The organism is Microbacterium sp. CFBP9023 (assembly GCF_034045055.1).
In the GTDB taxonomy this organism is placed as follows: domain Bacteria; phylum Actinomycetota; class Actinomycetes; order Actinomycetales; family Microbacteriaceae; genus Microbacterium.
Genome location: NZ_JAXCWI010000001.1, coordinates 1,088,861 through 1,111,347, shown reverse-complemented (window position 1 = coordinate 1,111,347; position 22,487 = coordinate 1,088,861). Strand labels below are relative to the sequence as shown.

Genomic DNA, 22,487 nt, shown 5'->3' with positions numbered 1-22,487 from the left:
GACGGCAGCGACCGGCCGCGACGGCGCGACGCGCAGAATCAGTTTCAACGAAGGGACCATCCGATGAGCGGCTTCGAGACACCAGAGGGCATCCGCCTGCAGAAGGTGCTGTCGGCGGCAGGCGTGGCCTCGCGACGCGTGATCGAGCAGTACATCGTCGAAGGGCGCATCCGTGTCAACGGCGTGACCGTCACCGAGCTCGGCCGTCGCGTCGACCCCGAGACCGATCTCATCGATGTGGACGGCACCGCTGTTCAGCTCGACGTGTCGAAGCGCTATGTGATGCTGAACAAGCCCACCGGGGTCGTCAGCAGCATGCGGGACGAGAACGATCGCCCGGATCTGCGCCGGTTCACCGAGGACTACGAGGAGCGGCTCTACAACGTCGGGCGGCTCGACGCGGAGACCAGCGGGCTGCTCGTGCTGACCAACGACGGAGACCTCGCTCACGTGCTCGCTCACCCGTCGTTCGGGGTGACCAAGGTCTACATCGCCAAGGTCGAAGGCGAAGTGACCGCGCAGACGATCTCGAAGCTCACCCGGGGCATCGAGCTCGACGACGGTCCGATCGCGGCAGACAAGGCGAGGCTGCTCGACACCTCTCGCGGGTCGAGTCTCGTCGAGCTGACACTGCACTCCGGGCGCAATCGCATCGTCCGACGGATGCTGGCAGCGGTCGGCCACCCGGTGACCGAACTCGTGCGCCGCCAGTTCGGCCCGCTGCACCTGGGAACCCTCCCGGTTGGGAAGACGCGCGAACTGACTAAAATCGAACTCGGCGCACTCTTGACTCTGTCGCGCCGTGATTCCGGTGTCGCCGAGGCGCCAGGCGAGCAACAGGAGAACGAGTGACCGATACGACGAGTGCGCCCACGGGGGCTCGGAGTTCTGTCGCGCCACGAATCGCGGCCAGACTCTCGGGAACCGTTCGCGTCGTCGGCGCCGGGCTGCTCGGCGCGAGCATCGGACATGCCCTTCGTGCGAAGGGTGTCGACGTGGTGCTCGCCGACACCTCGCCCGCCCAGCTGCGTCTCGCGATCGACTACGGGGCGGGCCGCTCGGCCGCCGAGGACGATTCGCCGGTGCTGATCGTGGTCGCCGTGCCGCCGGACGTCACCGCGGATGTCATCGAGTCGGAGCTGAGTCGTTTCCCTCACGCTGTCGTCACCGACGTGGCGAGCGTCAAGCTCGAGCCCCTGCACAGCCTGCAGCACCGTGGCGTCGACCTCACCCGCTACATCGGCTCGCACCCCCTCGCCGGACGCGAGCGCGGCGGAGCGATCTCTGCGCGCGCCGACCTCTTCGTGGGCCGCCCCTGGGTGGTGTGCCGGGATGCCGACACGACCGCCACCGATCTCGCGCTCGTCGAAGCGCTCGCCCTCGATGTCGGAGCGATGCCGCTCGAGATGACTCCCGAGGAGCACGACCGCTCGGTCGCTCTCACCTCCCACGTTCCTCAGGTCGTCGCGAGCCTGCTCGCCGGCCGTCTCGCCACCGCCGACGAGGGTGCGCTGCGCCTCTCCGGCCAGGGCGTCCGCGACACGACGCGTATCGCGGCATCCGCACCCGAACTCTGGGTGCAGATCCTCGGAGCGAACGCCGGGCCCGTGGTCGAGATCCTCGACGCTCTGGCATCCGATCTCCGCGAGGTGTCGGACGCTCTGCGCGCGCCCGAGGCCCCCGGGGCTCGGCGTGTGGTCGCCGAGACGATCCGGCAGGGTAACGACGGCGTCGAACGTCTTCCCGGAAAGCATGGGCAGAACCAGCGATTCGAGTCCCTGGTCGTGATGGTCGACGACACCGCCGGCCAGCTCGGTCGACTGTTCGGCGAACTCGGAGAGCTCGGCGTCAACGTCGAGGACCTCCGTCTCGAGCACTCGCCGGGCGCGCAGTTCGGCCTGGCCGAGATCAGCGTCGACCCTGCTGCGCTACACGGGGCGATCACCGGACTTCAGGAACGCGGCTGGCGGATTGCAGGTACGACCAATGACTGATTTCATCGCGATCGACGGGCCCGCCGGCTCCGGCAAGTCCAGCGTGTCCAAGGCGGTCGCTCGGGCTCTGGGCTTCGGCTACCTCGACACCGGCTCCGCGTACCGCGCTCTCGCCTGGCATGTGCTGGATCGAGGCGCCGACACGGCGGATGCCGCGGCGGTGCTCGACGCCGTCTCCGACTTCCCTGTGCGCCTCGGCCTCGACCCCGACGAGCGCACCGTGCTCGTCGGAGAGGTCGACGTCACGGACGCGATCCGCGAACCATCGGTCTCGAGCGCGGTGAGCGGCGTCGCCCGTGTGCCCGAGGTGCGGGACCGGGTCAATCGTCTCTTCCGCACCCTCGTCGCCGAGGCGCCGTACCCGGCGGTCGTCGTCGAAGGGCGGGACATCACCACCGTGGTGGCTCCCGACGCCCCGGTGCGCATCCTCCTCACGGCTGCGCCCGAGGTGCGCGCCGCACGACGTGCCGGCGAGCTCGCCGGCGAGAACGCCGAGGCCGTCGCGGCCGCACTGCACAAGCGCGACGCATCAGACAGCGCCGTCGTCGACTTCCTGAACGCCGCAGACGGCGTCGAGGTCGTCGATTCGACGGAGCTCGATTTCACACAGACCATCGACGCCGTCCTCGCGGTGATCGAACGAATCCGAGGAGTACACCATGGCTGACGACGAATACGAAGGCGGCCCCGACCAGCTCGCCGAGAAGATGGAGTCGCTCGACGAGCAGCTCGCGGAGGCGCGCGCCGAGACCCTGCGCGCCGGCCTCGCCGACTACGACCTGGACGATGAAGATGCCGCCCTTCTCGCCGGCATCACGATGGGCGAGGACGGGATCCAGTTCTTCCCGGCCCTGCCGGTCGTCGCGATCGTCGGTCGACCGAACGTCGGCAAGTCGGCTCTCGTGAACCGCATCCTCGGCCGTCGCGAGGCAGTCGTCGAGGACACCCCCGGTGTGACCCGCGACCGCGTGACGTACAAGGCCGAGTGGGCCGACCGTCGCTTCTCGCTCGTCGACACGGGCGGCTGGGAGCCCGACGCCCGCGGCATCGACCGCTCGGTCGCCGCGCAGGCGGAGGTCGCGATCGACCTCGCCGACATCGTGCTGTTCGTCGTCGACGCCATGGTCGGCGCCACGTCGACCGATGAGCACGTCGTGAAGCTGCTGCGCAAGAGCGGCAAGCCGGTCTTCCTCGTCGCCAACAAGATCGACGACGCTCGTCAGGAACCTGAGGCTGCGGCTCTCTGGAACCTCGGCCTCGGCGAGCCCTACCCGGTGTCGGCGATCCACGGTCGTGGCGTCGCCGATCTGCTCGACCAGCTGCTGAAGAAGCTGCCGGATGTCTCCGCGGTCGCGAAGGCCGAGATCGGCGGGCCGCGGCGCGTCGCGATCCTCGGTCGCCCGAACGTCGGCAAGTCCTCTCTGCTCAACAAGGCGGCCGGCGAAGAGCGCGTGGTCGTGAACGACCTCGCGGGAACCACCCGTGACCCGGTCGATGAGATCGTCGAGCTCGGTGGCAAGCTCTGGCGCCTCGTCGACACCGCCGGCATCCGCCGCCGGGTGCACATGGCGCAGGGTGCTGACTTCTACGCGTCGCTGCGCACGTCCGCTGCTCTCGAGAAGGCGGAGGTCGCGGTCGTCGTCCTCGATGTGTCCGAGACGATCAGCGAGCAGGACGTCCGCATCATCGATCTTGTGCTCGAGTCGGGCCGCTCTCTCGTGCTGGCATTCAACAAGTGGGATCGTCTGAACGACGACGACCTCGAGAACGCCGATCGACGTCGGTACCTCGAGCGTGAGATCGAGCAGGACCTGGCGCACGTCGCCTGGGCGCCCCGAGTGAACATCTCGGCCAAGACCGGTCGTCACCTCGACAAGCTCGTGCCGGCGCTCGAGACGGCGCTGGAGAACTGGGACCGTCGCATCCCGACGGGTAAGTTCAACGCCTTCCTCGCAGAGCTCGTCGCCGAGCACCCGCACCCGCTGCGTGGCGGAAAGCAGCCGCGCATCCTGTTCGGCACGCAGGCATCGACGCGTCCGCCGACGTTCGTGCTGTTCACGACGGGATTCCTCGACCCGGGCTACCGCCGCTTCATCCAGCGTCGTCTGCGCGAGCTCTACGAATTCGACGGAACTCCGATCGTCATCAACATGAGGGTCCGCGAGAAGCGCCAGCGCTGATCGCACCCGATTCGACAGCTGTGCCCGCGCGAATCCGCGCGGGCACAGCTGTTCCCGCGTATGACCCCGGCGGATGCCGACAGCCGGATGCTGTGACAGGCTGAAGGGGTGACTGTCGTACCTCCCGCCGCAGGTGAACCCCGCCGCCCAGATGGGCCGCGAAACCCGGGCGACGCCTGGGTGATCGCCCCCTCGGGGGAGAAGTACTGGGGGCGCTTCGGCGCGGCTGGACTGCTCGCCGTCGATCCGGAACGCGGGATCCTTCTTCAGCACCGGGTGTCCTGGTCGCACTTCGGTGGGACATGGGGGTTGCCTGGCGGCGCCATGCACGAGGGCGAGAGCGCGATCGTGGGCGCAGTGCGCGAGGCGCAGGAAGAGGCCGGGGTTCCGGATGCGGCCGTGCGACCCCGGTTCACCAGCGTGCTCGATCTGGACGTGTGGTCGTACACGACCGTCATCGCCGATGTGGTGCGTGCGTTCGACCCCGTGATCAGTGACCCCGAGAGCGTGGCTCTCGAGTGGGTGCCCGTCGATGAGGTGGACGCACGGCCGTTGCACCCCGGTTTCGGTAGCGCCTGGCCCGCTCTGCGCACCCTGCTCGATGTGCGCCTGTCGCTCGTCGTCGACGCCGCCAACGTGGTCGGCTCTGTGCCGAACGGATGGTGGAGAGATCGTGCCGGTGCGACGGCTCGTCTTGCCTCGCGCCTCGACGGACTCGCTGTGCCCGCGGCCGACCTCGGGGTCGGGGGAGCGACCTGGTTCCCGGAGATCGCTCTCGTCGTCGAAGGGCAGGCGCGCGGGATCGTGACTCCGTCGTCGGACGCCGATGCGGAGGTGCCCGAGCTGCTTCCCCCAGGTGGCGTCTCGATCGTCCGCGCCGACGGGGGCGGAGACGATGCGATTGTGGCTGAGGTGGAGCGTCGGACGCATGCTGGGCAGCATGTCGTGGTCGTCTCGAGCGACCGCGAGCTGCAGAACCGCGTCGACGCAGCGGGCGCGGCGCAAGTGCGCTCGGCGGGCTGGCTGTTGAGCGTGCTCCCGCAATAGTCGGGGCCGCTTTCGTCTCAGTGCGTGCTCCGCTCCGTCTCAGCGCGCGCTCCGCTTCGTCTTGGCTGTGCGCCCCCTCGTCCGACGGCGGCTGCGCTCAGCCTGAGGGGTGTTGCGCTCAGCGTGACGCGTGCTGCGCTCAGCGTGAGGATGCTGCGCTCAGCGTGAGGATGCTGCGCTCAGCGTGACGTGTGATGCGCTCAGACGAACATCACTCTTCGTCGCGGTGGGTCGACATACTCGCGGCCGAGCGGACTCGTCCACGTGAGCGACCCGTCAGAGGTCTGGCGCGCCGTCCACCGATGCCGCTCATGGATGTCCGGATGCTTGAGCGAGTGGTGCGTCGTGCAGAAGTGGCTGAGATTGTCGACGCGCGTGCGTCCACCACGGGCGTGGTCGTGGTTGTGGTCGACCTCGCAACGATGCACCGGCATCCTGCATCCGGGAAACCTGCAGTGCTGATCGCGTGCTCTGAGGAACCGTCGCATCGGCTCTGTCGGGGAGTATGAGTCGGTCTCCGTGACCAGTCCCTGCGCGTCGAGGAACAGACGTGCCCACCCGGTGCGATGTCCTGCGAGTCCCCGCGCGACGTCGGGATCGAGCGGCCCGTGTCCGTCGAGTTCAGCGGGACGATCGTCCTCCCCGGCGAGAGTGCTTGCAGCGACGGTGACCTGGATGCGGGCGGAGATGTTCTCCAGCCCTGTGCCTGTCGCTTCGCTCGGATCGGCAGTGAGGAGCAGGTCAGCCAGCACATCGGCGCGCATCTGGTCGAATGTGCGAGCGTCGCCGGAGAGGTGCTCGATGTCAGGGCTCGAGGGGTCGGCCATCGGGTCGATCAGTCCGGCAAGCGGGTCGGTGACGAACGTGCCGTCGGCGGCGATCACCCCTGTGTCGAAGTAGGACTCGTATCGGGGATCGTCGGGCGAGAGGTCGTCGAGGTAGAGCGAGCCCTCCGGTTCGTCCAGCGGCTCGAGGATAGGCTCCTGCTCGTTGCGGGTGCGAGTGATGTGCCGGGCCATCTGCGTGAGCCGATCGGAGATCGCCACTGCGACCCACTCGGGCAGGATCGCCGTGAGGGCCGCAAGCCCGTCGCCGACGGACTTGACGGTGACACACCGTTCCGCGGCCGCTCGGCGATGCTGCTCGACGACGGTCTCGCCGACGAGAGCTGCCGCCACCTGACGTGCATGGGTCTTCGTTCTCGGTGCCGTGTCGTTCTCAGCGACCACCAGAACGGCAGCCTCGTAGACGCTCATCGTCTCGGCGTCCACCCGCCCATCGCGGATGGCGTCGTCGACGATCTCGCTCGCTCGCACGATCTCACGGACATGACGCACGCCGATCGACCCGACAGAGAAGGCGGCCTGCACGGCCGGGAGCGTGCGCGTCAGAGTGCGTGCATCGGTGAAGGCGTACTCGACCGAACCTTTCGGGATGTGACCGGCCGCGGAGTACTCTGCGACCATCGAGCGGTAGATCGCCTCGCGATGGTGCGGGCTCTCCGAGACGTCGCTGTCGTGCATGCCGATCCGCTCGACCAGCAGCGCGTAGGACTCGGCCTCGAGCGCAGCGATCTGGCGGCGCGTGGCGACCCATTCGTCGAGCAGGCGGCAGCGCTCCTCGAGATCGAGGTCGAAGTCGGTACGCCGGGTCATAGGTCCACATTAGAACCTATGTTCGACCGCATCCAGGCTCAACCCTGGAATATGCCGTCATCCTCGTATCCTCGCCCGCGCAGCTTGTCGATGTCGCGACGCTCGCGTTTCGTGGGTCGCCCCGCCCCCCGATCACGCAGTCCGAGAGCCGCCTGCGGTTCGCGCTCCGGTGTGCGATCCTCATACGCCAGCGCAGCGAGAGGGGCGCCGACGCGCTTGACGAGCAGCTGACGCACGATGAGAATCCGATCGAATCCGGCGATCCGGATGCGCAGTTCGTCGCCGACGCGGATGTGCTGAGCAGCCTTCACTTTGTCGCCGTTCACGCGCACATGCCCCGCACGGCATGCAGTGGTGGCGGCCGAGCGCGTCTTGTAGACGCGGATCGCCCAGAGCCAGCTGTCGACCCGTGCTGCATCCGCCATCAGATGTCTCGCTTTCTCAGTGCGATCAGGGTGCCGGCGATGATCAGACCCTGCCCGAGCGTGTAGGTGGCCATGATGGCGGGGCTGCTCCAGTCCGGCAGGGAACCGGGCAGGAAGAGCCGAAGAGCCAAGAGAGTGTCACTGGCGAGAAAGAAGGCGCCGCCGATCGACACGAGCGCAGAGCATCGAGTGGCGGCGGCCGCTGTGCTCGCGAGGACGAGACCGTAGACAGCCACCGCGATCAGCAGCCCACCGGCGTGCGGGCCGATGAACACCAGCATCACCACCCACCACGCGGCGTAGACGAGCGCCCACCACGGCATCCGCCGCGCGGCGAGATGGCGCATGAAGAGCGCGATGTATGCCAGATGCGCGATGCCGAAGAACAGGAGCATCAGAGGCACTTCTGGCGCCGCGGGGAAGAACACCCCTGCGCTGTCGCCGAGCCACGAGAACAGGAGCGCCGCGATGGTCAACGCCAGCGCGGAGCGCTCCGCGGCGCGACCCACCGACACGAACACGGGCACGGCGAGCAAAGGCATGAGCAGGAGCTTCGTCGGGCCGGCTGCGGGGCTGCCGACGCTCAGCAGCGCCACGTGCGTCGCCGATGCCGCCGCATAGGGCAGAAAGGCCCAGAGAAGCGGGTCGGATGGACGGCGTCGCTGCATCTCACCATCGTAGGGCGGGATCGAACGCGGTCAGCCTCGCTCAGGATTCGACCGTGACCTGGGTGATCTGACCGTCGGCACCGAGGTGCACGGCGGGCCAGTAGCCCTCGGGGAAGTGCTGGCCGCAGGTGTCGATGAAATGGAGCACGACCGTGCCATCGGACGAAGCTTCGAGCGTCTCGAGGGTGAGGTCGGTCGCCGCGTCGTCGAGCTCGTGCTGCTCCGGGGCCGCATTGCTGAAGGCGGCGACGACCGCATCCGTCGCCAGTCGTCGTAGGACGCCGAGGGCGGCTATGGTCTGATGCACATGGGGGAGCAGTGCGGCAGCCTCATCGGCATCGGTGCCCTCGATCATGAGATCGAGCGGGGTGCCGGCGACGACCGTGCCGCCTGCATACCAGTCATGGGTCAGTACCGTTCCGTCGGACAGCTCGGTCGTGGCGCGCGTGAGGGTGCCCAGTTCGGGATCTTCGATGGTCGGGTTCTCGTCGCTCATGTCACCACGCTAGCGCTCGCTCACGGCCCGAGAGTCGAGCCGCGGGACTCGAGGTGCTCGCGCAGGATGCGAATGGCCTTGGGCCCGACTCCGTGGATCGCGAGCAGCGTCGTCTCGGACGCGCCGTCGAACTGGTCGAGACGCGTGAACCCGTGGAGCGCGAGCCCTCGTCGTGCGACCTTGCCCATGGACGCCGGTAGGTCCGTCTCTTCGCTCATGACGACAGATCCAGCGCGACCAGGGTTCGGCCGGGCTTCATCTCCGCGCGTTCTTCGAATCCCGCCGCCAGGAACGTGGTGAGCGTGCCGTGGAACAGATCGTTGGTGCGCTTCTTCTCGCCACGGGTGTCGACGGGGTACCCCTCGACCAGTCTGGCGCCGGAGCGTCGAGCGAGATCGACGGCGGCGCGCAGCAGCTCGAGGGTGATGCCCAAGCCGCGGTGTTCGCGACGGACCACGAAACATGTCACGGCCCATACGGACTCGTCATCGAAGGGTTCGGTTGATGCCGCCGCGATCATGCGCGTGCGCGGCACCCGCTGCTGCAGGGTTCGCGGACCGATCCTGATCCACCCCGCGGCCTCGCCGTCGATGTATGCGATCAGACCAGGTGGAGGGCCCGCCTGGATCTCATCGTGCAACATCTCTGTGCGTTGCGGCGTGGTGGTCTCATTCCACTCCTTGTTGTTCAGCATCGGCCAGATGCACTGGCAGCTGGCACCGTCGCCGCCGCCCGTCAGCGCATGCTGAACGTCATCCCATCGGGCGCTGGTCGCCACCTCGGTCGTGATCGTCACCATGGATGCGACCGTACGCCGGGGCTCCGACACCTCGCAACGCCCGGCGCTCACCCGGTTCGCGGAGTTCCGTCGAGTGGGGCTAAGATAGGGGAGTTGCCTGCGCGAGAGTGCAGAACAACGGGCTGTGGCGCAGCTTGGTAGCGCACTTGACTGGGGGTCAAGGGGTCGCAGGTTCAAATCCTGTCAGCCCGACCACAAAGCCCCGGAGAGCCGCAGAAGTACGCGGAACTCCGGGGCTTTTCTCGTGCCCGGAAACGGTCGTAAATCGGGGCGTCCAACATGCGTCCAACATGGAGATGCACGCCGGAAGTCAGAGAGCGCGCAGATCCCCGAGGCCGAGAGCCTTCGCACGTCGTCGCTCGACGGCGTCGATCACCTCATCGACACGATTTGGCCATAGGTGCGAGTAGGTGTTGAGGGTCTCTGTGGCGTCCTTGTGGCCGAGCATCAGCTGCACGAGCTTCACATCCGCGCCGGCGGCGACGGCGTTCGTTGCCGCAACGTGGCGCAGGTCATGCGCCGAATAGCCCGAAGCGGACTGAACCGCGCGGCGCGCCTTCAGCCAGATGCGGTTGCACCAGTTCTTTTCCGTCGACGGCTGCACCGCGGACCGTGCGCGACGAGGTCACCGGCCTTCGCGCAGAGGTCACCGAAGTGCGCCGCGCCGACACCCGAAAGATGCAGGCCGTCGCGCGTATCCTCCGCGCCCTGTTCGACCAGTGGCCCGGGCACGACACCCCCAACCTCGACCCCGAAGACATTGCCGGAGATCGAAGACACCGTTCCGCCCGCGTGGGTTCGCCGCCGGGCCGTCTGACAAGGAGAATGATGGACATCGCAATCCCCGTCGCACCCCTCGGCGTGCTCACCCTGCTCGGCTTCTTCGCGCCCCATGCGGTCGGCGCGCTGAACGGCGCTCTGCCGTTCGTGAAGACGGCCTGGCAGAAGAAGATCGTCTCGGTCACCGTGGCGCTCGTGCTCGCCGCGATAGTCGTGGTCTTCTACTACGCGATCACGAAGGAACCGATCACCGACTGGTGGTTGTTTGCCCTCCTGGCGATCGTGATCGTGAACGCGTCCTATGCGCTGATCACTCGCAGCTCGGCATCCGCTGTCGAGCGCGCCGCCGATCCGAACGTCATCACCGTTCACGAGAAACGCTGAGCTCCCTCGCCCGGCACGACAAAAGCCCCACCTGGCCTTCGGGCCGGGTGGGGCTTTCGTTGTTCATGGCCGGTAGCCGGCCGTGGTGATCGCGGCTCGCAGCGCGGCCATCGTTGGTTCGTCGAAGGGCCCTCTGTGGGGCCGCCGGATGAGCTTCAAGGACGCGTCGTTGGAGTATGTGCGAACCGCGTCGAGATAGATCTCTTCTAAGCCTGATAGCCAGTGGCGGAGTAGATCGTCGAGGGCGCGATTGTCGGGTGCGCCATCGAGGATGTATTTGATCGAGGCTACAGACTCGTCGACCTGGCTGTAAACGATCGTTTCGCTGCCGTCTGGCAGTTCGACAGTCCAGTACGAGAGGCCCATGGGGCCTCCGATGATGCGGGACTTTGCGCCTGGGGGAGGATCGCGCATGAGATCGGCCGTCGATGCCCTGTTCAGGATAATCGAGGTAGATCCTTCGCCGTGGGTGCCTCGCTTCTCGATGTCGTTGCGCATCTTGACGAAGTACTTCGCAATGGGATCCGCCTTCAACCTCTCCACGTGGGGGCTCGTACCACTCGCCAAAATCAGCGACTGACGAAGTGAGGTTCTGAAGAACGATCGTCACGGACCGGCCAGCGGAGACGGCGTTATAGAGCCCGGAGAGCGCTCGATCAGCGCCCTCGAGATAGTCTGCTTCGCCTTGCAGAGCGTTCTCCAGAACTCGCTTTGCGGACTCCAGTACGTCTGCTACTTCGCGCGCCATAGGGTGAGCCTACGGTCCACGCCGAACGCAGCAACAGATCGACAGTGCAGACACCGTCGCCGACGACCTCGCGAAGCACCGCAGACCCCCACCTAGCCTTCGAGCCGGGTGGCGGTCTTTCGTCGTTCAGCGCACCGTGTAGTGGTTACCGAGAGCCGAACAGCATCTGCAGGACAACACCCTTCACGGGGGAGTCCTTCCCCGCACCGATGAGCGAGAATCGCTTCGTTTCGAGTCGCCACTGTCCGTTGGCGTAGATCCGCGCATAGATCGATCGCAGCGGTTCGGACTCGAGTAGATCAACGCCCTCCGCTCCCAGCTCGAGGACGGTCGCGTTATTCATCGGCCGGTCAAGACCGCGGGCGCGAGCGATGTTGAGCATGAACTCTGGCGGACCCGCGGGCACGTCATCAGGCGTGCCGAACACTGCATACGGTGACAGATTCGACGCGTCGATCGGCCCGCCCAGGACTTTGAGTCGCCCCTCGATGTAGGCCGGCGAGAGATCCTTTGTCGCCCGCCCCGGTTTCCCCTTGTCGTAGGGCATTGCTGCCAGCTCAGGGTTCAGCGCGATGCATACGTCGTTGACGATCGAAGGCTGGTAGCTGGTCGGATAGGGGAGCTCGTTCTTCGCGGAGTGCGCCAGCGCCACGAGCTTGTTCTGTAGCAGCGGAGCGAACCCCAGCATCTGCAGAGGTCGTCCGGTGCCCCCATGCAGGGCAAAGCGGTAGTTCCCATAGTGAAGTTCCGAGGCACGCCTGATCGTCGGGTCGGCGCCGACGGCTTTCAGTCCACTGACGCCTTGCTCGTAGAGCGCTGCAGCGACAGCCGGGTGCGGGTTCGTGAAGGCCTCGACGATTGTCGGCCAGGAGCGCCACCCGTAGTTGCCCCGAGTCACCTCACCACCCATCCCCGTGAGGTTGATGTGCTTGATCGGGTTCCGCACGGACTTTGGCCGGGTCATGTAGTCGTACATGCCGAGGTCCGCGAGACCCCACATCATCAGCGGTGTGGCCTTGTATGTGCGGTCGGAAAGTCTGCCGGCGGTGGAGCGGCCGTTCAAGGTCAGCCCAAACCGCTCCGCGACGAGCGTCGCGACCGCGAAGTCGTCGGCGTGGTGGGGTTGTGTGTTCTGAGTGTTGATCTGCATGTCGCCCGCGATGCCAGCCGCTATCGCGCCTGCGAGAGGAACTCGAGAGTCGTAACCGCCTGAGAAACTGAGCGCGGGCTTCCAGTCGCCGAGTTCCATGAACGTCGCCATGGTCCGCGCGATGTTCTCGGCGCTCGTGCGGAGGGCATCCCGGTACGTCTCGCCCGAGTTCAGGTGCAATCCGTCCATCGCGCCACCGGACGCGGTTGCCGTCGGCGTCTGGCCCAAGCTCACACGAAGCGTCTGACGCGCTGGGACGAATTTAATCTGCTCGACATAGGTGTCGGGGCTGAGCTGCTGACCGCCATATACGGCGAGCAAAGCCCGGGAGAGAAGCACCTCCTCGTGAGGCGTGATCTGATCACTCATGTGCTGGCGGAGATCGGTGAGCGCGAGCATGGAATCGGACACAGCAACGTATCCATTCCCCTGGGTATGCACGAGTGGCAGCATCCCGAACGCGTCGCGGGTGAACGTGACGTTGCGTTGATCCCACCGGGCGCGGAGGAACTGGCCGCCGTAGGCGGCTGGGGCGATCAGGTGCTTCGCGGCGTAGGCCTTCCACCCCGTGAGTCCGAACACTACGGAGCCGGTGCGCTCGTCGATCATGTGCCCCTTGAAGAAGGTGGCGCTCGAGACGTCGAGACTATTGCCAAGGTCATGACTGACGATCGTCAGAGAAACGCCGGGAGCGACCTCCTGGCTGCGGACCTCGGTTTCTGGAGCCCCGACTGCACTTCGGTGCTTCTCAAGCCAACCTTCGAGCTTCGGCTGGGCAGCGTCGTTCGCAACGATGAATATGTAGTTCGACAACGATGCTCCCCCGTGAGCGTTCTGAGCCGACGCAGGCTCTCTCAGATTGCACCCGCGACGACGCGGCGCTCCGGCAAGCATATGACAGGCTCGGGTCAGTCATTCGCCGAGCCGGGGGGATATCGTGCGGACCTCAGTCGACTAGGTCCGGCTGCCAATCGACTCGCTTCGCCGTCCACACAAAGTCCGCGTCGTCGTCAGAGTTGGGGCAGCGGTCGTTCGAGCACCGCTTAGGAACGTGAGCACCGTCGAACTCCATGTACACGAGCTCCGAACCGCATTGGGCGCACACAAGATCCATGCAGACCAATCTACCTGTACGCGGATCGCTCCGGCCATGATGCGCCAGCGTGCGCGATAGGGGTCGGGTGGTCGGGCTGCGCGCGGCGGTTCGCGCCGACCGCGATCCACGGCTCGAGCCCTGGTAGATCACGCAGAGCCGTGCAGAGGGTGCGGGTCTCGGCGTCCGCGACGAATCGACCCACGTCCCTACGGACTCGGTCAGGACGTGGAGCCGATCACCTGCTGTCGCGAAGAGCTCGGCGATCACCGGCGCGGGGTCGGTCGTGTATCGGTTCCTGGAGCAGATCGCGTCGAGTGTGGTGCTGAGCAGCACGTAGGGGAGACCCTTCGGGGCATGGCCAGGTGTCCTTCCTCCTGCGGAGACGATGAGTTACGTCGCCGTTCCGATGTCGATGACCCGTGCGCCGTGCCCAGCCGTCACTCGACGACCGTAGTCGACTATCGACCCATGATTCAAGGTCTGGGCGGCGGAACGCATTGGGACGGCCTTGCTTGAAACACCTTGGACCATCACCTGCTGAGAGAAGATTCCGCAGAGTTTGGGCGGAGATTCCGCAGTACGCTGCAGCCTCCTTAGTGCGGAGCACCTACGGCTCGATAGCGTCCGATCGGGGAGGCGCCGTACGAGACAGAAGCGGCTCCAACCTCCGTATAACGGCTTCCGCGATCTCGTCACCCATGCTTGTTTGCCACTGGGCTATGTCACTATCGTTGCCCGCCTCGGAGGTGGCCGCCATTCCTGGCGGGATCGACGAGAAGTAGCATTGCGCGCATGAGAATGGTGTTCGAGCCAGACGAGCGCGCGGGGGCGCCGCTGTCGCGGCGAGAACCGTCGGACGAAGCGTGGCATCGATCGGGTGATGTCGCTGCGCGCATCCTCGAGAACCTCGCGCTTAGAGACGCTCGACTTGATGCCGAAGCGCGAGCGGCCAACATCCGTCCAACATGACAAAGTATGTGACTGTCTTTTGATGTCCGTCAGGGTCTGCAGCGAATGTGTCCAAATTACCTGATCAGGCGCTGTAACTGCGGGCGGCTATCTGTCATTGTCCATCGCTGCCTATGCCCCTCTGCTAGTCAAGGGGTCGCAGGTTCAAATCCTGTCAGCCCGACCGAGAAAGGCCCGGAAACTCGCAAGAGTCTCCGGGCCTTCTGCATGTCCGGGACAGTCCGAGGGCAGCAGGCATAAGGCCGTCACGCTGGGCGGCGTCGAGTGTGCCAGACACGCCCTCAGCACGGAGGCCGGCGACGGCCTGCCGGGTCTGCGCCTTGGCTTAGGCCCGGCGGGCCCTCGGTTGAACATCGAGACCGAAGCCGTCCATGGAGTGAGCGGCGGTGCTGACACGGAGGTACAGCATGGCGTTCATCGCGATTCCTGCATACTGAGCACATGAACATCGCTGACCCTCACGGGCCCATGAGTCCGTATGGCAAGGTCGGCTCGATCGTGAATGTCGTCATGTCCGCAGTATTCGGCGGGATCGCCGTCGTGGTGGGCATCGTTATCGGTGAGCCAATGCCGTTCGTCGGGGGCTCGGCTTCTGGGCGATGTGTGCCTTCGCCTTCGTGCCGATCATGCGTCGCGCGATCAAGTACGAGCGCGAGAAGAACGCGCGCCGCGCTGGCGCGATAGCCTCCCCGCATGAGGACATACCCAACCGTGGAGATCGCACTCTGGACTGAGGACGCGATCGTGCTGATGGACTGGCTGGAGACTGTCGACTTCGACGAAGTTCCGTCAGAGCACAAGGCAGTCAAGCAGGCGCTGACGGACCTCGCGTCGCGGCTGGAGGAAGTTGTCCCGTATGAGTTGCCCATGACGCCCGAACGAGTCGCGACTTCGCAAGAGGCTGTCAGTCGGGGCATGGGCAGGTGACCAGAAGTGACGAATGTCGATGCGGGGGAGGCGGTCTCTCCGTCAACTGATGATTCCGGGCCTGCCGCCAATTCCGTAGAACTGGCGGTGACCGGAAGAATCGGCGTCGTCCGCCATGAACAGGAGACGCTCGATGCTGATGCCGAGTTCCCGGCGACGGCGGACCCGGTCGATTTGTCTGCACTCATTCGCGCTGCCGATTGTGGGGCTCGCTCGTCGTGGACCGGAATCCGGCGGCGTCAAGACTTCACGTGCGAGGAGGCGGCCACAGGCATTGGGGCGGGCAGTACGGTGCCCCGACCGGCCCTGGGGTACCTATCGGGACACCTAGCCGGCTTCGCTGGGGAACTCCACCGGCTCGGGGCCGCGTCTGTGTGGCCACGGCCAACGTAACCCCAATGCAGCGCTGTATCTAGTGGTTGCGGACGCGCCTCAGTCCGATCGTGTGAACGGCGGTCGTCGGATCTCCGTTCATGTGCGGCGGCATCGAGATGCCGAGGCCCATCGCGTTTCGTGCAGAACAGCGTACGCCCGCACGCCGTCGTCCACCACGCCATATGACGTGGCTCCTATCGGGCGTATCCTTCGCTCGAGAGCCTGCCCCGACCACGGTCTGGGGACCCCGGCGGGGTCGCTCCGGTCGAGGGACTCTTCCTTCACATGATCACTCGTGATCCGGAGAGAGAGTCCCTCCGCTGTGCGATCCGTCGTCCTTCCGTCCGATTCCTCCTCACGTCAACCCCCTCCTCGTGTGCGTGGTCGACCGCATACCGTCGCCTCAACCGACAGAGGAGATGCAATGAGCGATCTGCAGAACACGCACGGAACTCCCGGTGGCGACGAAGAGGCGGACACCGCCTCGGGCGGTGCGCCCGAGGAGTCGTCGTCGAAGAGCACCGACGAGATCATCGAGGACGAGACCACCGACGAAGACGGTGCGCCCCTCGAGAACCCGTCCGGCGGCTGACCTCGACGACGTCCACACAGAGAAGACCCCCACCGGCACTGAGTCCTGTGGGGGTCTTCGTCGTCGGCGGGTCGCTGCACCTAGGCCGTGCGCACCGTCAGCATGCGCCACCCCTCGGGCACCTTCGCCTCGAGCGACGCCATGTCGTCGGCCTCGATCTCGCGCACGCCGTCGATACGGGTGAACGTGCCCGTCGCCTCCATCTTCGCTTCGCCCTTCAGCATCCGCACGGGCGCCGACGTCAGATAGAAGCCCGGCTTGCGGTGCTGTTCGAGCTCGACGAGCACCTCGGCCAGCGTCGTGCCGATGACGTCTGCAGTGCTGGTCTCGATGGGACGAATCAGAGCGATGAGCATCAGGCCAGCCTATGGCGCGGCCCTTGGGATTCGACGTACCGCTCCGCGCAGCGCATCAACTGACCGTCGTCGCGAGCGGAGGAAGGTGCGGGATCGTGACCGGCGACGTCGATCGGCTCGGCGGGTTGTGGAACCGCTGCAGGTCGCTGAGCACCTCTTCCGCCGACATGTACGAGCTCGCCAGGGGAAGGTTGCGCAGCCAGAGCACATCGACCTCGACGGCGTCGACCTGATAGATGCAGGCGACAGTCTGGCGCGCATCGTGCGGCTCGTACCTGTGGTCGACGATCAGCCACTCGGTTTCCGTGACCCTTCGGAGCTCGAACCTCGGATCGGGCATCGCGGACATCTCAACACTCCAATCAGTCGTTGTCACCATCGGCTGACAGAGGGAGCGCTCCGCGCCCGGGCGGGAAGACACCACCGCCTGGTCGACGGGCGCCCTCTGCCCGCCAGAGTTCACCAGAATTATAAGAACTCACCGGTATATCGCTCAAGTGAGCCGTGAGGGATGCGGCGGACAGCGCGCCTCAGGCTTCGTGCGCGGTCTTCCCGGCGATCACGGTGCGCAGGACTCGCGCTGTGAGCAGAGACGCGCTGCCCTCCGAGAACGGATCGACGTCGAGCACGGCGAAGTCTGCGACCTGGCCCACCGCGATCCGGCCCCGCCAGTCGCCATCTCCGATCGAGAGCGCCGCGTCACGAGTCGCATGCATGACCGCGCGTTCGAGGGGAAGAGCGAACTGCGGATGCACCGCCGGCACATCCGGGTCGAGAGCGGACGCCCGCGTTGTGGCGACGTACATGTTCGCGAGCGCCGCGTGCGGTGCGGTGGGGGCGTCGGTTGAGAAGGCGAGCAGTGCACCGGCATCCTCATACTCGGGCCACGCGAAGGCCCGATCCGCCCGGTCGTCGCCCAGCTGTGCTGCCCAGTTGGCGAAGATGGCGGGGTCGGCGTGGACCGGCTGCATGGAGGCCGTCACGCCGAGCCGTGCCATGCGCTCGGCCGTGCCGGGTGCTGCGTACTCGAGATGCTCGATCCGGTGGCGACGGGGGCGATCGCCATTGACGGTGATGGCGTGCTCGATGGCATCCAGCGCGAGGGCGCTCGCCTCGTCGCCGATGGCATGCAGCGCGACCTGCAGTCCGGCGGCATCCGCGGCCGCCACCACAGGGAGCAGCCGATCAGCGGGCCAGATCGGCGCGGCGTGGGAGCCATCCGCATACGGTGCGCGCATCGCCGCCGTGCACGCGTCGATCGTGCCGTCGAGCACGAGCTTGATCCCGATCACGCGAACGGTTCCGGAGTCGGCGCCGGCACGCTCGGCCGCCTCGGCGACCTGAGCCAGGTTCTGGGCATCGTCACCCGTGTTGGCGACGAACCAGTGGGCGGCGATCCGCAACGGCAGCGCGCCACGTCGTTCCGCGCGCTCGAGCGCTTCGAGCGCGAGCGCGTCGAACGCCATGTCGACGGCGCCGGTCACACCGGCCGCGAGGTACGCCTCGACGACGCGCTGCACCGCCGCATCCCGCTGCTCGTCGGTGGTGGTGGCATCGCGGTGCGCCCACGCGAACTGCTGCGCGGCCGTCTCGTAGAGCATCCCGGTCGGCTCGCCGTCGGCATCCCTCTCGATCCGACCGCCGATCGGGTCAGGGGTGTCGCGGGTGATGCCGAGCTCGCCGAGCGCCGCGGAGTTCACCCAGCACGAGTGGTAGTCGTTCGCATCGAGGTAGACGGGGACGTCAGCGACGACGGCGTCGATCATCGCCGCCGTCGGCGCGCCGCCGGGGATCGCATCGAAGAGCCATCCGCGTCCGCGGACGACGCCGGCAGAGGTCTCGCGTGCCGCTGTCACTCTGCGCTGGATCTCGTCGAGCGACCCGGCATCGGTGAGACCGATCTGACCGAGCGCCTCGCCCATCATGAGCAGGTGCGTGTGCGCGTCGATGAAGCCGGGAAGGACGACCCGTCCCTCGAGATCGACCACCGAGTCCGAGGAAAGGGCGTCGGATTCGGTCCCCACGAAGACGAACTCCGCGCCGTCGACGACGACTGCGTCGGCCCAGGCGGTGTCGTCGGCCGTGAAGAACCGGGCGTTGCGATACAGGGTGCGGGTCATCGGAGCGTCTCCTCGTGGGCGGCGGCACGCTCGAGGCGTGTCGAGAGCAGGGCGATCGCGCTTGCGGGCACGGCGAGAACGAAGCTGGCGATACCCAGTGCGACGGCGAATCCCTCGAAGCCGAGCACGCCGACCAATGCCGCACCGATCACCGGTGTGAGTGCCGAGCCGACGAGGTAGACGGCCAGGAGGGGGCCCGACCAGCGGCCGTCGGCATCGAGGGCGGCTGAGGTCGAGACGAAGTACATGAAGGCGATCGCGTAGACGGTGTTCCACGCGATGAACACGATGATGAACGCGGTCGGATCTGAGGTGAACCCCTCGACGATCTTCAGGACGCCTCCGGCCACCAGCAGCACCGCGAGCGGCAGTGCTCTTCCGAGCCGAGATCCGACGACCATGAGCAGCACAGATCCGATCAAGCCGCCCGCCGTCGCGCCGCTGAGCGCGAGGCCCAGGCCTTCGGGGGTCAGCCCGGTCTGCTCAGCACCCATGATGCCTGCCATGGCCCAGAGCGAGTCCTCACTCGCCGCCCACAGGGCGAACACGACGAGAAGGCCGAAACCGGCGATGGTGACAGTACGCGAGCGCGCGGGGGAGAGCCGCACCGTGCCGGTCGGTGGCACATCGATCGGCATCGCCTCGGCGACCGCGGCGCCGGCCTGTGGGTCGAGCACAGGCGCCGCGGGCAACCAGGCCGAGACGAGCAGGCCCACGATGCTGAAGAGCGCCAGCGCCCCGAAGACATCGATCGGGGCGAGCCCGATGAGGGGGATCACGGCCAGCACGATCGTGATCACGCCGCGATTCGCGAGACCGTTGAATCCGGCGACCCTGTCGGGGTTGCGGAACGCGGCGAGAGCGGCGCCCGAGGCGGCGACGGCCCCACCGGCTCCCGCACCGCCGACGAGCAGCCCCGGAAGGATGAGAGCGGGGACCGCAGCGGCGGTGGCGAAGCCGACCGCGGCGATGGCGAGTCCGGTTCTGGCTACGACCCGCCGGTGACTGCCGGCGCAGAGGGGGGCGATGGCCAGCCCGGTGACAGCCGTGAGCAGAAGAGTCGCGGTGACGAGCCAGCTGGCCGCGAGCACGTCCATGCCGAGACCCGTCTGAGCGGCGGTGATCATGTAGGGCGACAGGTTCACGCCCAGATAGCCGGCGATTCCGATCGCGAACGTGGCGGTGGCGGTGGGCAACCGGAGCGGAACCCGGGTGCTGAGGTCGATGGCGGTCATGGTTCTCCCACTGAGAGGGCACGGCGGTGTGCGCGAGGTGATGACGACGCGCATCGGGTGGGGCGCGGATCTCATAAACGAATGGTGTTCGTCAACGAATGGTGTTCACTATTATGCACAGGAGGGATGCCGGAGGGAAGAGATTTCTTCGTCGCCCGTCACAGAGAGCGAGGATGCGATGCCCAGGCCGTCGAGCCCCCTGCTGTCCCCCGACATCATCGGCGCGGCAGGCCTCGCGCTGTCGAGGGCCGGAGAGCCGTTCGGGGTGAACGCGATCGCGCGCAGGCTCGGTGTCCGGCCCTCTTCGCTGTACAACCATGTCGACGGCATGGACGGCATCATCGAGCTGATGCGCGGCCGTCTGGTCGAGGACTACCGGGTGAGGCCCGAGGAGAAGCAGTGGGACGACTTCCTGGTCGATCTGCTCAGACAGCAGCGCCAGATGTATGCCGATCACCCGCAGCTCGTACCGCTGCTGATCGGCAAGACGATCACTCATCCGGCGGTCATCGCCGCCTACGACGACCTGGCGACCGCTCTCGTCGACGGCGGTTTCCCCGAGGACGAGGTGCTCACGGTGATCGCGATCATCGACGCGTTCGCGATCGGCTTCGGCCTCGATCTGGCATCGCCGGACGAGGTCTGGGAGCCCGGGGAGGGGACGCGGACGCTCGGGCGCGTGATGGAGGGCGCCGAGCGCGGGACAGCCCGCGCGGATCGGACCTTCGAACTCGGCGTCGGGTTGCTGGTCGATTCGCTCCGTGCTCGCCTCACCCGATGACCCGGGAGCCGGTGGAGCGGCGGTGGCTGCTCAGGATCCGGTGCGTGCGGTGACGAGCGCCTGAAGCGCTGCCGCATCGTGCGGTGCGTGCCCGCGCGCGTCGTTGTCGAAGTAGACGTACACGTCGCGCGGTCGGCCGTCGCCGGCGCCCGTGCCGTCCGACCAGGCGCAGAGCAGGTCGGCCCATTCGTCGAGCTCGGCGGCGGTGTAGGCGCTGTGATAGAGCATCTGTGCGCCATGAAGCCGGACATAGACGACCTCGCTCGTCAGTGCGTCGAAACGTGGCCATCTGCCGGCGGTGTCGGCGATGACGAGCGAAGCGCCGTGGTGACTGAAGATGCGCAGTGCCTCAGGATCGTCGAATGTCTGCGACCTCGGCTCGATCGCGTAACGGATCGGCTGGTCGCTCTCGAGCTCCGTCCAGGCTCGTCCGTCGAGACGCGAATCGTGCGTCATCGCCAGCTTCTGAGCATCGCCCGTCGTGCGGGGGAGTGAATCGAGGAATCGTTCCAGGACCTCGGCGTCGAACTTCTCACGCTCCGGCAGCTGCCAGAGGATCGGTCCGAGTTGGGTTCCGAGGGCGAGGATGCCGGAGGCGAAGAAGTTGGCGAGTGCCTGTTCCGTGTCGCGGAGCCGCAGCATGTGCGTCACATAGCGGGATCCCTTGATGGCGAAGCTAAAGTCGTCCGGCACCTCGCTGCGCCAGCGACGGTAGCTATCCGGGCGTTGCAGCGAGTAGAACGATCCGTTGAGCTCGACGGTGGGGAAGTGCTGTCCGATGTGCTCGAGCTCCCGGCGTTGAGGCAGACCCCGGGGATAGAAGTCACCGCGCCAGCTCGCGTACCGCCAGCCCGACACGCCTATCCTCACCTGCGCAGCGCGTGCGGCGGTCATCGACTGATCCTCCTCCGCTGCCGCCGTGATTCGGGCGGCGTGAGGCGACGATAGGTGCGATGCCGCAGATGGGGAGCGGGGTTGACGCCCGTGGGCCACGTTGGTAGCGGCGTGCTCTCTCGCTCGGCTGTACGTGAAGACGAGGATCGCGCGTGGTGCGAGGACTGGTTGCCCTCTCGAGTCGTCCAACCCCATTTGGATCACTCGAGAGGGCTCACCGTCCTTCCCGGACGGTAGGGGAGGCGGCGAAGATTTTCGCTGCTCTCTCGACTGATATCCCCAGATGTTCAGCCGGTAGCCCCCGCTACTCCTTGCAGAATATCGCTTAATAGCTCTGTCCGCCATTTGGGGGACAAAGAAATCTACGAATGTTTCTTCCAAGACTGGGGCTTGCCGCGAGAACGTGCACTCATAGAGTGGGTTCATGGACAGAAAGCTCGTGCTGAACGCGCACCTCGCCATCGCCCACGGGCACCGCGTCGAGGTGACGGAGCGCATCGACGAGCTGACCGGAGAGTCGCTGATCCTGTCGGTCAGAGACCTCGACACGGGCATCCGGTATCGCCGCGTCGAAGAGCCGCGGGGTGAGTTCCTCCGGTGGCTCGGCCGTGTCGTCGACTGCACCGTGACCATCGGCGGCCACTCCTCGCAGACGACTCTCACCGTCGACGCCGACAGGGACGGATCAGGGGCGACGAGCGCCAGGGCTGCTCTGAACGGGGCGGATGCGGCGGTCGACGCCGCGAAGGCTGAAGCCGATCGCTGGGGCGGCGGAGACCGCGTCCCCGAGCCTGAGCCCGAACGCTTCTGGTGAGC

25 protein-coding genes and 1 tRNA gene are annotated in these 22,487 nt (G+C 66.6%); 11 read left to right on the top strand and 15 right to left on the bottom strand.

Features of this window, described 5'->3' with window-relative positions; all coding sequences use genetic code 11:
• Nucleotides 1-63 precede the first annotated feature (63 nt).
• From SOM10_RS05450 to SOM10_RS05430, 5 genes are all read left to right on the top strand, one after another.
• A complete protein-coding gene (locus SOM10_RS05450; RefSeq protein WP_056278993.1) occupies nt 64-852 on the top strand; it encodes a pseudouridine synthase in 789 nt (262 codons plus the stop codon).
• A complete protein-coding gene (locus SOM10_RS05445; RefSeq protein WP_082297845.1) occupies nt 849-1,994 on the top strand; it encodes a prephenate dehydrogenase in 1,146 nt (381 codons plus the stop codon). The genes SOM10_RS05450 and SOM10_RS05445 overlap by 4 nt, the downstream gene beginning before the upstream one ends.
• Nucleotides 1,987-2,661 (top strand): (d)CMP kinase, encoded by a 675-nt coding sequence (gene cmk / locus SOM10_RS05440; protein ID WP_320488813.1) that lies wholly within the window; start codon nt 1,987-1,989, stop codon nt 2,659-2,661. Before SOM10_RS05445 ends, cmk begins: the two co-directional genes overlap by 8 nt.
• Nucleotides 2,654-4,174 (top strand): ribosome biogenesis GTPase Der, encoded by a 1,521-nt coding sequence (gene der, locus SOM10_RS05435; protein WP_053096842.1) that lies wholly within the window; start codon nt 2,654-2,656, stop codon nt 4,172-4,174. The genes cmk and der overlap by 8 nt, the downstream gene beginning before the upstream one ends.
• 108 nt (nt 4,175-4,282) lie before the next feature.
• Nucleotides 4,283-5,221: an NUDIX hydrolase gene (locus SOM10_RS05430; RefSeq protein WP_320488811.1), complete on the top strand. Its 939-nt coding sequence runs from the start codon at nt 4,283-4,285 to the stop codon at nt 5,219-5,221.
• A gap of 200 nt (nt 5,222-5,421) precedes the next feature.
• Here SOM10_RS05430 and SOM10_RS05425 read toward each other — a convergent pair whose 3' ends face one another.
• From SOM10_RS05425 to SOM10_RS05400, 6 genes are read right to left on the bottom strand one after another with little or no spacing between them, the layout of a single operon-like run.
• Nucleotides 5,422-6,876, bottom strand: a complete 1,455-nt coding sequence (locus SOM10_RS05425; RefSeq protein ID WP_320488809.1) for an HNH endonuclease signature motif containing protein — start codon at nt 6,874-6,876, stop codon at nt 5,422-5,424.
• 38 nt (nt 6,877-6,914) lie between these two features.
• Nucleotides 6,915-7,301, bottom strand: coding sequence for an RNA-binding S4 domain-containing protein (locus SOM10_RS05420; protein ID WP_053096838.1), 387 nt, complete (start codon nt 7,299-7,301; stop codon nt 6,915-6,917).
• On the bottom strand, nt 7,301-7,969 hold the full coding sequence (locus tag SOM10_RS05415) for a lysoplasmalogenase family protein (RefSeq protein ID WP_320488807.1): 669 nt from the start codon (nt 7,967-7,969) through the stop codon (nt 7,301-7,303). Before SOM10_RS05415 ends, SOM10_RS05420 begins: the two co-directional genes overlap by 1 nt.
• Nucleotides 7,970-8,009: 40 nt before the next feature.
• Nucleotides 8,010-8,465, bottom strand: coding sequence for a hypothetical protein (locus SOM10_RS05410; RefSeq protein ID WP_320488805.1), 456 nt, complete (start codon nt 8,463-8,465; stop codon nt 8,010-8,012).
• Nucleotides 8,466-8,485: 20 nt separating this feature from the next.
• Nucleotides 8,486-8,683 (bottom strand): hypothetical protein, encoded by a 198-nt coding sequence (locus SOM10_RS05405; protein ID WP_320488804.1) that lies wholly within the window; start codon nt 8,681-8,683, stop codon nt 8,486-8,488.
• Nucleotides 8,680-9,264 carry a GNAT family N-acetyltransferase gene (locus tag SOM10_RS05400; protein WP_320488803.1) on the bottom strand — a complete coding sequence of 195 codons (585 nt, stop codon included), beginning with the start codon at nt 9,262-9,264 and terminating at the stop codon, nt 8,680-8,682. Before SOM10_RS05400 ends, SOM10_RS05405 begins: the two co-directional genes overlap by 4 nt.
• Before the next feature lie 118 nt (nt 9,265-9,382).
• Between SOM10_RS05400 and SOM10_RS05395 the strand changes: the two genes are divergently transcribed.
• A tRNA-Pro gene (locus SOM10_RS05395) sits at nt 9,383-9,459 on the top strand.
• Between the two features lie 115 nt (nt 9,460-9,574).
• Here SOM10_RS05395 and SOM10_RS05390 read toward each other — a convergent pair.
• Nucleotides 9,575-9,868 (bottom strand): tyrosine-type recombinase/integrase, encoded by a 294-nt coding sequence (locus SOM10_RS05390; protein WP_320488801.1) that lies wholly within the window; start codon nt 9,866-9,868, stop codon nt 9,575-9,577.
• A gap of 224 nt (nt 9,869-10,092) precedes the next feature.
• Between SOM10_RS05390 and SOM10_RS05385 the strand changes: the two genes are divergently transcribed.
• Nucleotides 10,093-10,428 (top strand): hypothetical protein, encoded by a 336-nt coding sequence (locus SOM10_RS05385; protein WP_320488800.1) that lies wholly within the window; start codon nt 10,093-10,095, stop codon nt 10,426-10,428.
• 63 nt (nt 10,429-10,491) lie between these two features.
• On the opposite strand, the gene SOM10_RS05380 is transcribed toward SOM10_RS05385, so the two are convergent.
• The 3 genes from SOM10_RS05380 to SOM10_RS17935 form a co-directional block, all read right to left on the bottom strand.
• On the bottom strand, nt 10,492-10,971 hold the full coding sequence (locus SOM10_RS05380; RefSeq protein ID WP_320488798.1) for a hypothetical protein: 480 nt from the start codon (nt 10,969-10,971) through the stop codon (nt 10,492-10,494).
• Between the two features lie 350 nt (nt 10,972-11,321).
• Nucleotides 11,322-13,139 (bottom strand): hypothetical protein, encoded by a 1,818-nt coding sequence (locus SOM10_RS05375; RefSeq protein ID WP_320488797.1) that lies wholly within the window; start codon nt 13,137-13,139, stop codon nt 11,322-11,324.
• 518 nt (nt 13,140-13,657) lie between these two features.
• Nucleotides 13,658-14,029: a helix-turn-helix transcriptional regulator gene (locus SOM10_RS17935; protein WP_414683567.1), complete on the bottom strand. Its 372-nt coding sequence runs from the start codon at nt 14,027-14,029 to the stop codon at nt 13,658-13,660.
• A gap of 1,055 nt (nt 14,030-15,084) precedes the next feature.
• On the opposite strand from SOM10_RS17935, the gene SOM10_RS05370 reads away from it, so the two are divergent.
• Together SOM10_RS05370 and SOM10_RS05365 are read left to right on the top strand one after the other, a co-directional pair.
• Entirely contained in the window at nt 15,085-15,318 is a 234-nt protein-coding gene (locus SOM10_RS05370) for a hypothetical protein (protein ID WP_320488795.1), read from the top strand.
• Between the two features lie 799 nt (nt 15,319-16,117).
• Entirely contained in the window at nt 16,118-16,285 is a 168-nt protein-coding gene (locus SOM10_RS05365) for a hypothetical protein (protein ID WP_198032317.1), read from the top strand.
• Nucleotides 16,286-16,365: 80 nt separating this feature from the next.
• On the opposite strand, the gene SOM10_RS05360 is transcribed toward SOM10_RS05365, so the two are convergent.
• The 4 genes from SOM10_RS05360 to SOM10_RS05345 all read right to left on the bottom strand — a co-directional run bounded on the left by SOM10_RS05360 (nt 16,366) and on the right by SOM10_RS05345 (nt 19,996).
• A complete protein-coding gene (locus SOM10_RS05360) occupies nt 16,366-16,641 on the bottom strand; it encodes a hypothetical protein (protein WP_320488791.1) in 276 nt (91 codons plus the stop codon).
• Nucleotides 16,642-16,696: 55 nt separating this feature from the next.
• Nucleotides 16,697-16,981 (bottom strand): hypothetical protein, encoded by a 285-nt coding sequence (locus SOM10_RS05355; RefSeq protein WP_232224452.1) that lies wholly within the window; start codon nt 16,979-16,981, stop codon nt 16,697-16,699.
• A 190-nt stretch (nt 16,982-17,171) separates the two neighbouring features.
• Nucleotides 17,172-18,761 (bottom strand): amidohydrolase, encoded by a 1,590-nt coding sequence (locus SOM10_RS05350; protein ID WP_320488789.1) that lies wholly within the window; start codon nt 18,759-18,761, stop codon nt 17,172-17,174.
• The gene (locus SOM10_RS05345) at nt 18,758-19,996 is read right to left on the bottom strand and encodes an MFS transporter (protein WP_187249836.1); all 1,239 of its coding nucleotides are present in this window, start codon (nt 19,994-19,996) and stop codon (nt 18,758-18,760) included. The genes SOM10_RS05350 and SOM10_RS05345 overlap by 4 nt, the downstream gene beginning before the upstream one ends.
• Nucleotides 19,997-20,174: 178 nt before the next feature.
• Between SOM10_RS05345 and SOM10_RS05340 the strand changes: the two genes are divergently transcribed.
• Nucleotides 20,175-20,777: a TetR/AcrR family transcriptional regulator gene (locus tag SOM10_RS05340; protein WP_072591474.1), complete on the top strand. Its 603-nt coding sequence runs from the start codon at nt 20,175-20,177 to the stop codon at nt 20,775-20,777.
• A gap of 30 nt (nt 20,778-20,807) precedes the next feature.
• Here the strand turns inward: SOM10_RS05340 and SOM10_RS05335 are convergent, their stop codons facing one another.
• Nucleotides 20,808-21,671, bottom strand: coding sequence for a DUF72 domain-containing protein (locus tag SOM10_RS05335; protein ID WP_320488786.1), 864 nt, complete (start codon nt 21,669-21,671; stop codon nt 20,808-20,810).
• A 424-nt stretch (nt 21,672-22,095) separates the two neighbouring features.
• On the opposite strand from SOM10_RS05335, the gene SOM10_RS05330 reads away from it, so the two are divergent.
• Nucleotides 22,096-22,485: a hypothetical protein gene (locus SOM10_RS05330; RefSeq protein WP_053096818.1), complete on the top strand. Its 390-nt coding sequence runs from the start codon at nt 22,096-22,098 to the stop codon at nt 22,483-22,485.
• Nucleotides 22,486-22,487: the final 2 nt, after the last annotated feature.